15 protein-coding genes are annotated in these 12,817 nt (G+C 71.0%); 3 read left to right on the forward strand and 12 right to left on the reverse strand.

What is annotated here, in order from left to right; genetic code table 11:
* Position 1 precedes the first annotated feature (1 nt).
* From G6048_RS01950 to tsaB, 6 genes are all read right to left on the reverse strand, one after another.
* Positions 2-1,294 (reverse strand): extracellular solute-binding protein, encoded by a 1,293-nt coding sequence (locus G6048_RS01950; protein WP_165337720.1) that lies wholly within the window; start codon positions 1,292-1,294, stop codon positions 2-4.
* Positions 1,295-1,544: 250 nt separating this feature from the next.
* Positions 1,545-2,582, reverse strand: a complete 1,038-nt coding sequence (locus G6048_RS01955; RefSeq protein WP_165337652.1) for a LacI family DNA-binding transcriptional regulator — start codon at positions 2,580-2,582, stop codon at positions 1,545-1,547.
* Between the two features lie 199 nt (positions 2,583-2,781).
* Positions 2,782-3,051, reverse strand: coding sequence for a hypothetical protein (locus G6048_RS01960; RefSeq protein WP_165337653.1), 270 nt, complete (start codon positions 3,049-3,051; stop codon positions 2,782-2,784).
* Complete coding sequence (gene tsaD, locus G6048_RS01965) at positions 3,048-4,145, reverse strand: tRNA (adenosine(37)-N6)-threonylcarbamoyltransferase complex transferase subunit TsaD (RefSeq protein ID WP_165337654.1); 1,098 nt, start codon at positions 4,143-4,145, stop codon at positions 3,048-3,050. Before tsaD ends, G6048_RS01960 begins: the two co-directional genes overlap by 4 nt.
* On the reverse strand, positions 4,138-4,611 hold the full coding sequence (gene rimI, locus G6048_RS01970) for a ribosomal protein S18-alanine N-acetyltransferase (protein WP_165337721.1): 474 nt from the start codon (positions 4,609-4,611) through the stop codon (positions 4,138-4,140). The genes tsaD and rimI overlap by 8 nt, the downstream gene beginning before the upstream one ends.
* Positions 4,612-4,640: 29 nt before the next feature.
* Positions 4,641-5,294, reverse strand: a complete 654-nt coding sequence (gene tsaB, locus G6048_RS01975) for a tRNA (adenosine(37)-N6)-threonylcarbamoyltransferase complex dimerization subunit type 1 TsaB (protein WP_165337655.1) — start codon at positions 5,292-5,294, stop codon at positions 4,641-4,643.
* Between the two features lie 121 nt (positions 5,295-5,415).
* Between tsaB and G6048_RS01980 the strand changes: the two genes are divergently transcribed.
* Positions 5,416-5,973 carry a hypothetical protein gene (locus G6048_RS01980; protein WP_328825650.1) on the forward strand — a complete coding sequence of 186 codons (558 nt, stop codon included), beginning with the start codon at positions 5,416-5,418 and terminating at the stop codon, positions 5,971-5,973.
* Between the two features lie 50 nt (positions 5,974-6,023).
* Here the strand turns inward: G6048_RS01980 and G6048_RS01985 are convergent, their stop codons facing one another.
* From G6048_RS01985 to alr, 4 genes are all read right to left on the reverse strand, one after another.
* The gene (locus G6048_RS01985) at positions 6,024-6,200 is read right to left on the reverse strand and encodes a hypothetical protein (protein WP_165337656.1); all 177 of its coding nucleotides are present in this window, start codon (positions 6,198-6,200) and stop codon (positions 6,024-6,026) included.
* A 147-nt stretch (positions 6,201-6,347) separates the two neighbouring features.
* Positions 6,348-6,914, reverse strand: coding sequence for a tRNA (adenosine(37)-N6)-threonylcarbamoyltransferase complex ATPase subunit type 1 TsaE (tsaE, locus tag G6048_RS01990; RefSeq protein ID WP_165337657.1), 567 nt, complete (start codon positions 6,912-6,914; stop codon positions 6,348-6,350).
* Positions 6,880-8,127, reverse strand: a complete 1,248-nt coding sequence (locus G6048_RS01995) for an alpha/beta fold hydrolase (protein WP_165337658.1) — start codon at positions 8,125-8,127, stop codon at positions 6,880-6,882. The genes tsaE and G6048_RS01995 overlap by 35 nt, the downstream gene beginning before the upstream one ends.
* A gap of 69 nt (positions 8,128-8,196) precedes the next feature.
* Entirely contained in the window at positions 8,197-9,339 is a 1,143-nt protein-coding gene (gene alr / locus G6048_RS02000; RefSeq protein WP_165337659.1) for an alanine racemase, read from the reverse strand.
* A gap of 121 nt (positions 9,340-9,460) precedes the next feature.
* Between alr and G6048_RS02005 the strand changes: the two genes are divergently transcribed.
* Entirely contained in the window at positions 9,461-10,909 is a 1,449-nt protein-coding gene (locus tag G6048_RS02005; protein ID WP_165337660.1) for an NAD(P)H-hydrate dehydratase, read from the forward strand.
* A gap of 17 nt (positions 10,910-10,926) precedes the next feature.
* On the opposite strand, the gene G6048_RS02010 is transcribed toward G6048_RS02005, so the two are convergent.
* Both G6048_RS02010 and G6048_RS02015 read right to left on the reverse strand, forming a co-directional pair.
* Positions 10,927-11,295 (reverse strand): holo-ACP synthase, encoded by a 369-nt coding sequence (locus G6048_RS02010; RefSeq protein ID WP_165337661.1) that lies wholly within the window; start codon positions 11,293-11,295, stop codon positions 10,927-10,929.
* Between the two features lie 104 nt (positions 11,296-11,399).
* Positions 11,400-11,624, reverse strand: a complete 225-nt coding sequence (locus tag G6048_RS02015; protein ID WP_165337662.1) for a hypothetical protein — start codon at positions 11,622-11,624, stop codon at positions 11,400-11,402.
* 184 nt (positions 11,625-11,808) lie between these two features.
* Here G6048_RS02015 and coaA point away from each other — a divergent pair, with 184 nt between their 5' ends.
* Positions 11,809-12,798 (forward strand): type I pantothenate kinase, encoded by a 990-nt coding sequence (coaA, locus tag G6048_RS02020; RefSeq protein WP_165337663.1) that lies wholly within the window; start codon positions 11,809-11,811, stop codon positions 12,796-12,798.
* The last annotated feature ends 19 nt before the right edge of the window (positions 12,799-12,817 follow it).

The raw sequence follows: 12,817 nt of genomic DNA on the forward strand, positions 1-12,817 counted from the left end.
GTTAACCCTCGCTCTTGGCGACCTGCGTGACCGAACGCGTCACCTGCTCGGGCGACTTGGAGCCCGCGATGAGCGCTGCGACGCTGTCGTTGATCTCCTGGCCGACAGCGGGGGCGTAGGCCTGGTCGAGGTAGAGCTGGAAGCCGGTGGACTTGCTGAGCGCGTCCGAGACGGCGATGAGGTTGGGGTCCGTCAGCGCACCCTGCGCGGCCTTGGACACCGGAACCAGACCGGTCTCCTTGACGAGCTTCTCCGCGAACTCCTGCTCCGCGAAGAACTTCAGGAACTCCACCGCGGCGTCCGGCGCCCCCTTGCGCACCGCGTGGCCGTTGCTCCCGCCGAACACCTCGGTGAGCGCGCCCTTGCCGCCTTCCACTTCGGGGAAGGAGAAGAAGCCGAGGTCCTTGCCGAGGCCCTTGCCCGCATCCTCCTGGACGACCGGCGCCCACTGGCCCATCAGTTCCATGGCGGCCTTGCCGTTGCCCATCGCGGCCGCCTCACCGGTGGGCGTGGAGTAGGCGGCGCCGAGGAAGCCCTTCTGGAAGGGCTTCAGGGCGACCAGCTCCTCGAGGTGCGCACCGGCCTTGACGAAGTCCTCGCCGGTGAAGTCGGCGTCGTCGGCGGCCTTCTGCATCGCGTCGAGGCCGGCGACCCGCATCGAGAGGTACGCCCAGTAGTACATGCCCGGCCACTTCTCCTTGCCGGCCAGCGCGATGGGCGTGATCCCCTCGTCCTTGAGGGCCTTGACGGCGTCGAGGTAGCCGGACCAGGTGGTGGGCGGGGTGTCGATGCCGGCCTGCTTGAAGAGCGCCTTGTTGTACCAGAAGCCGACCATGCCGACGTCGAAGGGGACGGCGTACATCTTGTCGTCCAGCCGGAACGGCGCCACCGAGGCGGGCAGGTAGTCCTTCGTCCAGGAGGAGATCTTGCCCGACAGGTCCTCGACCAGACCGGCGTCGATCTGCTGCTGGAGCACACCGCCGCCCCAGGTGTGGAAGATGTCCGGCAGCTTGCCCGAGGCGGTCTGCGCGGTCATCTTCGACTTGTACGCCTCGTTCTCCAGCGTAACGATCTTGATCTTGACGTCGGGATGCGCGGCCTCGAACTCCTTGGCCCGCTGCGCCCACAGCTTCTTCGCGGGCTGGGTGGTGGTGATGTTCCACCATTCGATCTCCGTCTTGCCGGAGCTGTTCCCACCGCCCGAGGAGCCGCACGCGCTGAGGGCGGCGGCCCCCAGGCCGGTCGCCGCGGAGGCCGCCAAGAACCCGCGGCGGGAGAGTGAGGTGTTACCCAACGCTCGCATCGCACACCTTCCGGAAGAGAACCCGAAAATTATCGGTCGAGTTGCGCACGGAAGTTACGGGCGCGCCGACGGGTATGTCAACGCTCCTGACAAACATCGGAATTATCGAGACCCGGGCGATGCGAGACCGGGTGGATCGAGGCCGGGTGGATCGAGGCCGGGTGGATCGAGGCCGGGTGGATCGAGGCCGGGTGGATCGAGGCCGGGTGGATCGGCAGGCGCCCCAGGTTCGTCCGGAACGTCAGGAACGCCGGGCCTGCCGGGCCAGCGGCGCCGTGCTCGCCCGTACGACGAGCTCGGTGGCGAGCTCGACCCTGGGGGACGCGGGCTCCTCGCCCGCGGCGAGGCGCAGCACCGTACGCGTCGCCAACTTGCCCATGTCCGCGAGGGGTTGGCGCACGGTGGTGAGCGGCGGCGCCGACCAGCGGACCTCCGGCAGGTCATCGAACCCCACGACGCTCATGTCTTCCGGCACGCGGAGCCCTCGGCACCGCAACGCCTCGATGGCGCCGAGCGCCATCTGGTCGCTGGCGGCGAACAGGGCGGTGGGCGGCTCGTCCAGGTCGAACAGGGCGTTGCAGCCGTCGAAGCCGGACGCGTGGTAGAAGTCGCCCGGCACGATCAGCGCGTCGTCGACCGCGATGTCCGCGCCTTCGAGAGCGGCGCGGTAGCCGTCGAGCCGGGCCCGTGAGCACAGCAGTCGCTGGGGCCCGGCGATGAGGCCGATCCTGCGGTGGCCGAGACCGAGCAGGTGTTCCGTCGCGGCCATGCCGCCCGCCCAGTTGGCCGCTCCGACGGTCGGCGCGTCCAAGGACGGCGAGCCAGCCGGGTCGACGACGACGAGCGGGACACCGAGCCGCCGCAGTTCCTCGTGCATACGGGGTTCGAGGACGGAGGTCACGAGGATCACCCCGTCCGAGGCGCGGGTACGCAGATTGGTCATCCACTGCCGCGCCGAGCCCTGCGCGTCGTGGATGGCGGACACCACCGTGCCCACACCCGAGGCGTGCGCGACTTCCTCCACCCCCCGGATGATCTCCACGGCCCAAGGGCTGTCGAGGTCGTTGAAGACCAGGTCGATGAGAACCGCCCGGCCGCCCGGCGGGGAGGACTTGCGCTGGTAGCCGTGGTGTCTGAGCAGGTCCTCGATCCGGGCCCGGGTGTCCGGCGACACGTCGGAGCGGCCGTTGACGACGCGCGACACAGTGGGCACCGAGACCCCGGCCTGCCGGGCGATCTCGGTGATGGTCACCTTGCTCTTGATGCTCTCCCGGGCCACGCGCCCACCTCCGTTGCCGAAACCTTGCAGCAGTCTTCCGGAAAACCGGGGTCGGCGTGAAGGCTACAGGGGGCCCGGGTGGCTTGGGTCAGTCCACCTGGGCGGCGGCGCGTGCGATGAAGGCACAAACTCCCCGGCCAAGAGGCCACGCCACAACCGAGTCGCGGTCCCGACGGCTGTCCCGACGACGGTCGGACGATCACCATCCGCCCTGATCGGCGCCCACAGAATCGAACCGCCACCTGTGCACCCCCCGCGTCACCAGCGCCCCGTCCGGCTCAGGCAGTTCGGGAAGGTCGGCGTCGTACGGAGCATCCCACCAGGTGATGACCAGGACGCGGTCCTGCGGTGCCCGGAAGGTCTCCCGGCGCAGGGGCCTCACGGCGAGGTCCTGCGCCCGGACCCAGGCCAGCAGCTCCTCGCCCCGGCCTGCCGCCGCCCGCGCTTCCCACATCAACGCGACCGTCACGAGTACAGGTTCTCCTTGCTCACCTCGTGCACGTGATCGTGATCACGATCGCGCCCGGGCACATGCGGCTCCGTCACCGGTAGCGACGAGTCCGCCGACAGATCCCAGTCGGAGGCGGCCCGGTTCCGCGCCACCATCTCCGCACCGAGCGCCGCCACCATCGCCCCGTTGTCCGTGCACAACTTCGGCCGCGGCACCCGCAGTTGAAGTCCGGCGGCCTCGCAGCGCTCCTGCGCCAGGGCCCGCAGCCGCGAGTTGGCCGCGACCCCTCCGCCGATCATCAGGTGCTCGACGCCCTCGTCCTTGCACGCCCGCACGGCCTTACGCGTCAGCACATCCACGACCGCTTCCTGGAAGGAGGCCGCCACGTCACGCACCGGCACCTCCTCCCCCGCCGCCCGCTTGGCCTCGATCCAGCGGGCGACCGCCGTCTTCAGCCCCGAGAAGGAGAAGTCGTACGCCGCATCCCGCGGCCCGGTCAGCCCGCGCGGGAACGCGATCGCCTCCGGGTCGCCCTCGCGCGCGTACCGGTCGATCACCGGACCGCCCGGGAAACCCAGGTCCAGCACCCGCGCGATCTTGTCGAAGGCCTCGCCCGCGGCGTCGTCGATGGTCGCGCCCAGCGGCCGTACGTCGGAGGTGACGTCCGAGGAGAGCAGCAGAGAGGAGTGGCCGCCGGACACCAGCAACGCCATGGTCGGCTCGGGCAACGCCCCATGCTCCAGCTGGTCGACGCAGATGTGCGAGGCCAGGTGATTGACGCCGTACAACGGCTTGCCCAGCGCGTACGCGTACGCCTTCGCCGCCGAAACTCCCACGAGCAGCGCGCCCGCGAGCCCCGGACCGGCCGTGACGGCGATCCCGTCCAGGTCCCGCGCACTCACGCCTGCCTCTTTCAGCGCCCGGTGGATGGTCGGCACCATCGCCTCCAGGTGCGCGCGGGACGCGACCTCCGGGACGACGCCGCCGAAGCGCGCGTGCTCGTCGACGCTCGACGCGACCGCGTCCGCGAGCAGCGTGTGGCCGCGGACGATGCCGACGCCGGTCTCGTCGCAGGAGGTCTCGATGCCGAGGACGAGTGGTTCGTCAGCCATGGATCTCGGTTCCTTGCACTGAGGTTGAGGGATCTTGCAGGCGCATCACGAGCGCGTCGACGTTGCCCGGCTGGTAGTAACCGCGCCGGAAGCCGATCGGCTCGAAGCCGAAGCGCTCGTACAGCTTCTGGGCGCGGATGTTGTCGATCCGGCACTCGAGCATCACCTCGGCACACTCGAAGGTGGTCGCGGCCCGCAGCAGCTCGGTCAGGATCAGCGCACCGAGCCCGGTGCCCCACTGGTCACGGGCGACGGCGATGGTCTGTATGTCACCCACGTCCGCGGAGGCGGCGAGTCCCCCGTACCCGACGATCCGCTCACCGTCCTGAGCCACGACATACCGCTTCGTCGCCGTCGGCCCCCGGGAATGGGCCAGCTCGGACCAGAACATGCCCCGCGACCAGGCGTCCTCGGGGAAGAGGGCCTTCTCGAGATCCAGTACGGGATCGATGTGCCACCAGCGCATCTCGCGCAGCACGGGAGTCACTACGGGAGTCACTTGGGGGTGACCACCTTGTAGTTCTTGGGCACCTGGGCGTCCGGGCGGCGCAGATACAGCGGCCGGGGCGCGGGGAGTTCCTCGCCCTTGGCCAGCTTCTCGGCCGCGAGGGACGCGAGCGCCGACGCGGAGACGTTCTCGGGCTCGTACACATCCGGGAAGGTGTCTGGGTAGAGCAGCGCGCCCGCGCCGACCGCCGGCAGACCGGCGACGGCTTCGGTGATCTCGGCGGGCCGGTCCACGGCGGGCCCGCTGACACGCGTACGGGAATCGGAGTACCGCGCCCAGTAGACCTCCTTGCGCCGCGCGTCGGTCGCCACGACGAAGGGACCCTGTATGTCGGCCGCGAACGCGAGTCCGTCGAGCGTGCACAGTCCGTACACGGGCACGCCCAGCGCGAGCCCGAAGGTGTCGGCGGTCATCAGGCCGACCCGCAGCCCCGTGTACGGGCCGGGTCCCACGCCCGCGACGATGCCGGTGACGGCGTCCAGCCGCAGCCCGGACTCGGTGAGCACCCGGTCGACGGCGGGCAGCAGCAGCTCCCCGTGCCGGCGGGCGTCCACCTGACTCGACGAGGCGACGACGCTCGTCCCGTCATGCAGGGCGACGGTGACGGCGGGGGTGGCGGTATCCAGAGCGAGCAAGAGCACGCGAACAGCCTACGGCGCCCGGGGCGAAGGCACCGTCGCCCAGGTCCCACGCGCCCCTGCTGCTACCGTCACCTCAACTGTCACGTTGACACGTATGCCGTACGAGAGGTGGGCACCCAAGGTGGCTAGGAGCAGCTCGGGATTCGTGGCCGGGCTCACCGTGGCGGCGGTCGCCGCAGTCGGCTTCCTCGCCTACCAGGCGTCCGCCAATGTGCCGGACACGCTGGGCGCACCGGATCGGACGTCGTCGTCCCCCGGGGCTTCCGCCCCGTCCCCGCGCGCCAAGCCGAACACGGCGGCGGCGCTGCCGGGCCGGTCCGGCAGCGGTCAGCGGGTCGTGTACTCGGTACAGGCCGACCGCGTCTGGCTGGTCGCCGCGAACGACAAGGTGACCCGCACCTTCTCGGTCACCCCCGGCACGGTCGACCCCGCGCCCGACACGTACACCGTCACCTCGCGGTCCGGCTCCATCACCGGCTCCGACGGAGTCGCCGTCGAGCACGTGGTCCGCTTCGCGAGCGTGGACGGCACGACGATCGGCTTCAGCGCGGCGGTGGACGGCTCGACTCCCGCGCCCGACACCGGCAAGAAGCTCGGCGGGATTCGGGAATCCCGGGCGGATGGCGATGCGATGTGGGAGTTCGCGACGGTCGGCACGAAGGTCGTCGTGGTCGAGTAGCTCGTCCGTGCGCGACCAGCCACGACGAACCGTCAGCCGAAACCCCCTGCTTACGCGGCCTCGCGATGCTGCCGCTCCCCCGGCGCGGGCGCCCGCGGCGCAGGCGCCGGGTCCCGCGGCGGCGTGGACACGACGCGGGCGGCGGCGCAGGCCGCAAGCAACTCGCGCACCGACACCCCACCAGCCTCCGCAGGAACCCGCACAGGTTCGCGATCCGACGTCGACATGGCCGCCTCCTGGGGCTCCCGGAGCAGACGTAGTTAGGTAACCCTAACCAACACCGCTACCCATAGGAACACGCCGAACCCACCCCACGCAACCTCTTGCCGACGCCACGTCGGAACGTTACGAAACCCGGCCCTCAGGCCCCGCCCTCAAGCCGAAAGCACACTCAGATCCACGGCGGCCCACCGCTCCCCCACCCCGCGAAGCGTCACGTGCCGGACCTCGTCCGTCTCCGGGGGTCCGGGGGTCGCCCCCCGGGAAGACGCAGTTCCGACCGCCCGGTGGATGAACACATGCAGCCGCTCCTCGGTCAGCTCCTCGACCTTCCCCTCGCCCCACTCCACGACGATCACCGAATCGGTCAGCGAGACATCGAGGTCGAGGTCCTCCATCTCGTCAAGGCCGCCGCTCAGGCGGTACGCGTCGGCGTGCACGAGGGGCGGCCCGTCGCCGAGGGAGGGGTGAACGCGCGCGATCACAAAGGTGGGCGACGTGACCGCGCCCCGTACGCCGAGCCCTTCGCCGAGCCCACGGGTGAACGTCGTCTTGCCCGCGCCGAGCTCGCCGGTGAGCATCACAAGGTCACCGGGGCGCAGCAGCTTGGCCAGGTGGCGGCCCAACTCCTGCATCTGTTCGGGGGAGTTGACGGTGAGCTCGGCGGTGGCGTACGGCATCGGGTGATCAGCCGGGCTGTGCGGTGCTGCTGGTGCTTCCATAGCCCCCCACGTTAGCGCCGGCCGGGACGGCTCCCGCGCGCGTGAGGAGGTCGGCGAGACGGTCCGTGACGACCTCCGGGTGCTCCAGCATCACCAGGTGCCCGGCGTCCGGCACGAGCACCAGCTCCGCGTCCGGCAGCAGGTCCGCTATCGCCTCGCTGTGCTCGCTCGGCGTGACCAGGTCCTTGACGCCGGACAGTACGAGGACGGGCAGCTCGGCGAAGTACGCCAGCGCCTCCGTCTTGTCGTGGTCGGTGAACGCCGGATAGAACTCGGCGACCACATCGATCGGCGTGCCCTCGATCAGCCGCTCGGCGAACCGCGCGACCGCCGGATCGACGTCCCTGGACGCGAACGAGTACCGCTTGATGATCCCGGCGAACAGATCGGCCGTGGCCCGCCGCCCCTTCTCCACCAGATCGGCCCGCTGCCCCAGCGCCTTCAGTACGCCGGGCAGTACGCGCCGCACCGCGTTGACGCCCGCGACGGGTAGCCCGAAGTTGACCTCGCCGAGCTTCCCCGACGACGTACCGACGAGAGCGACACCGACCACTCGCTCGCGGATGAGGTCGGGGTACTGGTCGGCAAGGGCCATCACCGTCATTCCGCCCATCGAGTGCCCGACGAGCACGAGCGGCCCCTCGGGGGCGGCCGCGTCGATCACGGCCTTCAGGTCGCGGCCGAGCTGCTCGATGTCGAGCGGCACACCGTCCTGGACCTGTGCGACACCACGTCCGGAGCGTCCGTGGCTGCGCTGGTCCCAGTGGACGGTCCGTACGACACCGCGCAGTGCGGCCCGCTGGAAGTGCCAGGAGTCCTGGCTGAGGCAGTAGCCGTGGCTGAAGACGACGGTGACGGGTGCTGGTGCCTTGCGGCCGAACAGTCTGCGGCGGCGGGGGGAGAGCGTGGCGTCCTGCTCGACGTCGTCGATCTCGTAGTAGAGCTCCGTGCCGTCGTCCGCGGTCGCCGTGCCGGGCATGCCGCGCAGTGCGCCGTACGGACCTGCCGAGTCGAGGGCGAGGCGGGCCTTCTTGCGCATGCCGCGGCCGACGGTGAGCCGCTCTATCGCGACTCCGGCGGCAGCGCCCGCGGCGACGACGCCTATCGCGGTGCCGACGATGCCCGCCTTACTCCAGTTCCCGGCACCCCCTGCGGCGGCGCTCCCCGCGGCAGAGGCCACCGAGGCGACGGCCTCCGCCCTGCTCTCGCTCACGTACCGCTCCTCTTCGCCGCTGTGTGGTCCGGGGGCCGTCCCCGGAAAGCTGAGTACCCGTCCTGTGCGTTATTCACTATTCACATAGACGCGCGGTACGCGGGTTCCGATCCGGGTCACGATTTCGTACGCGATCGTGCCCGCGGCCTGGGCCCAGTCCTCGGCGGTCGGCTCACCCTCATCGCCGGGCCCGAACAGCACCACGCGTTCTCCCACCGCTGGCTGGTCCCCGCCGAGATCGACGGCGAACTGGTCCATCGCGACCCGCCCCGCCACCGTCCGCCATTTGCCGCCGGCCAGGACGGGCCCGGTGCCGGAGGCGTGCCGCGGGATCCCGTCCGCGTATCCCACGGGCACCAGGCCGAGCGTCGTGTCGCCCGGTGTGACGTAGTGATGCCCGTAACTGACGCCGTGTCCCGCCGGAACGCGCTTCACCAGCGCGAGCGAGGCCGACAGTGTCATCACCGGCCGCAGCCCCAGCTCGGCGGCGGTGCCGAGGGCGGGGCTGGGTGAGATGCCGTACGTCGCGATTCCGGTGCGTACGAGATCGAAGTGGGTCTCCGGGAGTGTGAGCGTGGCGGGCGAGTTGGCGATATGCCGTACTTCGGGTTGTATGCCCTGCTTCTCCGCGTACGTCAACATCTCGTGGAAGGCGGTGAGTTGGGCCCCGATGGAGGGATGCCCCGGCTCGTCGGCGCAGGCGAAGTGCGACCAGAGTCCGGTGACCCGGACCAGCCCGTCGGCCTCGGCGCGCAGGGCTGCGGCGACCAACTCGGGCCAGTCACCGGGCTGGCATCCGTTGCGCCCGAGCCCGGTGTCGGCCTTGAGCTGGACCCGGGCGGCGCGTCCCGCGGCGCGCGCGCCCTCGACGGCTTCCCGCAGCGCCCAGAGCCCGCTGATCCCCAGATCCACATCGGCCTCGACGGCCTCCCGCCAAGGGCCTCCGGGCGTCCACAGCCAGCACATGATCCGGCCCGGCAGCCCCGCGGCACGCAGGGCCAGGGCCTCCTCGGGCGTGGCCGTCCCGAGCCAGGTGGCCCCCGCGTCGAGCGCCGCCCGTGCACACCGCACCGCCCCGTGTCCATACGCGTCGGATTTCACCACCGCCATCAGGGCGGCGTCCGGTGCGCAGGCGCGCAGGGTCCCCAGATTGGCCGCCAGAGCGGCCAGATCGATCTCGGCGCGGGCACGCGCGGACGCTGTCTCATTCATTGCGCCCAGTGTCTCAGAGCCCACTGACAGCCCTGCCGAGCCCGTACCTCTGTGAGCAGCGGGCTCACCCGGGGTACCGGCCCGCTGCACGCGAGGCCGCCACGTACGCGAGACTCGGCGTATGCGTAGTGCGTACGGAGTGGAGACGGTACGGGCGGCCGAGCGGGAGTTGATGGCGCGGCTTCCGGAAGGGGCGCTGATGCAGCGGGCGGCGGCCGGACTGGCCGCGGCCTGCGCGGAGTTGATGGGGCGGGTGTACGGCAGCCGGGTCGTGCTGCTGGTGGGCAGCGGAGACAACGGCGGAGACGCGCTGTACGCGGGAGCCCGCCTCGCCCGCCGCGGCGCGGGCGTCACGGCCGTACTGCTGTCCCCCGAGCGAACCCATCCCGGCGGCCTGGCCGCGCTGCGCCGGGCGGGCGGCCGCGTCCACTCCACTGAGGACAGCGAAAGCGACGCAGCCGTCGAGCGGGCGATCCGTTCCGCCGATCTCGTGATCGACGGAATCGTCGGCATCGGCGGCAAGGGCGGACTGCGCCCCGACGCCGCGCCGCTGGCCGAGTTGGCCGCGTCCTCCCGCGCCGCCGTCGTCGCCGTGGATCTGCCGAGCGGTGTCGAGGCCGACACCGGCGAGGTACGCGGCGCGGCGATCCGTGCCGACCTGACCGTGACCTTCGGCACGCACAAGCCGGGGCTGCTGATCGATCCGGCACGGGAGTACGCGGGCTCGGTGCGGCTCGTGGACATCGGGCTCTCGCTGCCCGACGAGGCCGAGACGGAGGCCCTGCAGCATGCCGATGTGGCGGCGCTGTTGCCTGTTCCGGGCGCCGAGAGCGACAAGTACCGGCGGGGGGTCGTGGGGATCGCCGCCGGGTCCTCGCGTTATCCCGGGGCGGCCGTACTCGCGGTGTCGGGTGCGCTACGGGGCGGGGCAGGGGCCGTACGGTACGTCGGTCCCGCCGGGGACGCCGTGATCGCCCGCTTCCCCGAAACCCTCGTCTCGGACCAGGGACCGAAGCGGGCCGGACGCGTGCAGGCCTGGGTCGTCGGGCCCGGAGCCGGAGACGACGCGCAGACCGTGGCCGAGGTGCTCGCCCAGGACGTACCCGTCCTCGTCGACGCGGACGGCCTCCGGCTCGCGGACCGGGATCTCGTACGGGCCCGGAAGGCGCCCACGCTGATGACGCCTCACGCCGGTGAGGCCGCCGCTTTGCTGGGCGTCTCGCGGGAGTCGGTCGAGGCGGCACGGTTGCACTCCGTGCGGGAGCTGGCGGAGCGGTACGGGGCGACGGTGTTGCTGAAGGGCTCGACCACGCTGGTGGCTTCGGCCGGGGGCGGGCCGGTCCGGGTCAACGCGACGGGGACGTCGTGGCTGGCCACGGCGGGCAGCGGGGACGTGCTGTCGGGGCTAGCCGGTTCGCTCCTGGCCTCGGGGCTGAGCGCCCTGGACGCCGGGAGCGTCGCGGCGTACCTCCACGGGCTCGCCGGGCGGTTCGCGGCGGACGGGGCGCCGGTGGGCGCGCACGATGTGTCCGAGTCGGTCCGCTCCGCGTGGCGGGATGTCATGAGCTGAGGTGGCGACGGGAGCCGCTACCCCTCCGCGACGACCACCGCCGAAGCCACTCCCGCATCGTGACTCAGCGACACGTGCCAGGACCGCACGCCGAGCTCCGCGGCTCGAGCCGCCACCGTCCCCTGCACCCGCAGCCGTGGCTGCCCGCTGTCCTCGACGTATACCTCGGCGTCCGTCCAGTGCAGCCCGCTCGGCGCCCCGAGCGCCTTGGCGAGCGCCTCCTTGGCCGCGAAGCGGGCCGCGAGTGACGCGACCCCGCGTCGCTCGCCGCTCGGCAGCCACAACTCCCGCTCGACGAAGAGCCGTTCCGCGAGCGCGGGTGTCCGCTCCAGCGACGCCGCGAACCGGTCGATCTCGGCGACATCGATTCCCACTCCGATGATCACGAGACCACTCCCACGGGGCCGCAACCCACCACTGCGCACATGCGCGCAGCTTAGGCCTCCGGCCGTTGGGTGGGTGCCTACGGGGGGGGCGGGGTTCGGCGCGCTCAGCGACCCCGTTCAACCCGCTCTATAGCCTCCTGCACCAGCTCCAGGTACTCCACTTCCTCACACCGCGGCTTGCTCCCCATCTCGTACAGGTCGATGCAGTCGTAGAGGTACTCACCCAAGTCCTCGTCCGGCAGATCCACCGCCAGCTCGCTGCTCACGCGCCCCTCGAAGTCCGCGTCACCGCGCGCGGATCTCCACCGCACCGCATCACGAATACGCATGGCCACAGCCACCACCCCAACCCCCGGAAACCGCCGGAAGGCGGCTCGCTCCCGGCTGCCCGGACCGTATCCCCACCGGCCTCGCAGGTCCATACTTTCCTCACAACTCATCCACAGGAAGCGCCATCCACGGACGTGACGGACCCCACCCGCCACCGCGTCCCCGCTCCCGTAACAATGGACTGTGATCTCTTCGGTCTCCTCGTCGCCACGGAGCGCCCACCGGTCCAGGCCGGAGGCGACTCCCTACGTCGACCTCACCCGTGCCGAGTGGAGTGCGCTTCGCGAGAAGACGCCGCTCCCGCTGACCGCCGAGGAGGTCGAGAAGCTGCGCGGCCTGGGCGATGTCATCGACCTCGACGAAGTGCGGGACATCTACCTGCCGCTGTCCCGGCTGCTGAACCTGTACGTGAAGGCCACGGACGGCCTGCGCGGCGCGCTGAACACCTTCCTCGGCGAGCAGGGCTCGCAGTCCGGTACGCCGTTCGTCATAGGGGTCGCCGGCTCCGTGGCGGTCGGCAAGTCGACCGTCGCCCGTCTCCTCCAGGCCCTGCTGTCCCGCTGGCCCGAGCATCCACGCGTCGAGCTGGTCACCACGGACGGCTTCCTGCTGCCGACCAAGGAGTTGCAGGCGCGCGGCCTGATGTCGCGGAAGGGCTTCCCGGAGTCGTACGACCGACGCGCCCTGACGCGTTTCGTCGCGGACATCAAGGCCGGCAAGGGCGAGGTCACCGCGCCCGTCTACTCCCACCTGATCTACGACATCGTGCCGGGCAAGCGGCTCACCGTGCGCCGCCCCGACATCCTGATCGTCGAGGGCCTGAACGTTCTGCAGCCCGCCCTGCCCGGCAAGGACGGCCGCACCCGCGTGGGCCTCGCCGACTACTTCGACTTCAGCGTGTACGTCGACGCCCGGCCCGAGGACATCGAGCACTGGTACCTGAACCGTTTCCGCAAGCTGCGCGAGACGGCCTTCCAGAACCCGTCCTCGTACTTCCGCAAGTACACCCAGGTCTCCGAGGAGGAGGCCCTCGACTACGCCCGCACCATGTGGCGGACGATCAACAAGGTCAATCTGCTGGAGAACGTGGCCCCCACGCGCGGCCGCGCCACCCTCGTCCTGCGCAAGGGCCCCGACCACAAGGTGCAGCGTCTGAGCCTGCGCAAGCTGTAATCGAGCCCGGTTACTCTGC

The organism is Streptomyces ureilyticus (assembly GCF_011045025.1).
Lineage (GTDB): Bacteria > Actinomycetota > Actinomycetes > Streptomycetales > Streptomycetaceae > Streptomyces > Streptomyces ureilyticus.

Excerpts from the sequence above, each read along its gene's own strand:
- tsaD (WP_165337654.1), bottom strand. The coding sequence starts at position 4,145 with ATGGCTGACGAACCACTCGTCCTCGGCATCGAGACCTCCTGCGACGAG.
- rimI (WP_165337721.1), bottom strand. The coding sequence starts at position 4,611 with ATGCGCTGGTGGCACATCGATCCCGTACTGGATCTCGAGAAGGCCCTC.
- G6048_RS01985 (WP_165337656.1), bottom strand. The coding sequence starts at position 6,200 with ATGTCGACGTCGGATCGCGAACCTGTGCGGGTTCCTGCGGAGGCTGGT.
- tsaE (WP_165337657.1), bottom strand. The coding sequence starts at position 6,914 with ATGGAAGCACCAGCAGCACCGCACAGCCCGGCTGATCACCCGATGCCG.
- alr (WP_165337659.1), bottom strand. The coding sequence starts at position 9,339 with ATGAATGAGACAGCGTCCGCGCGTGCCCGCGCCGAGATCGATCTGGCC.
- G6048_RS02005 (WP_165337660.1), top strand. The coding sequence starts at position 9,461 with ATGCGTAGTGCGTACGGAGTGGAGACGGTACGGGCGGCCGAGCGGGAG.
- G6048_RS02015 (WP_165337662.1), bottom strand. The coding sequence starts at position 11,624 with ATGCGTATTCGTGATGCGGTGCGGTGGAGATCCGCGCGCGGTGACGCG.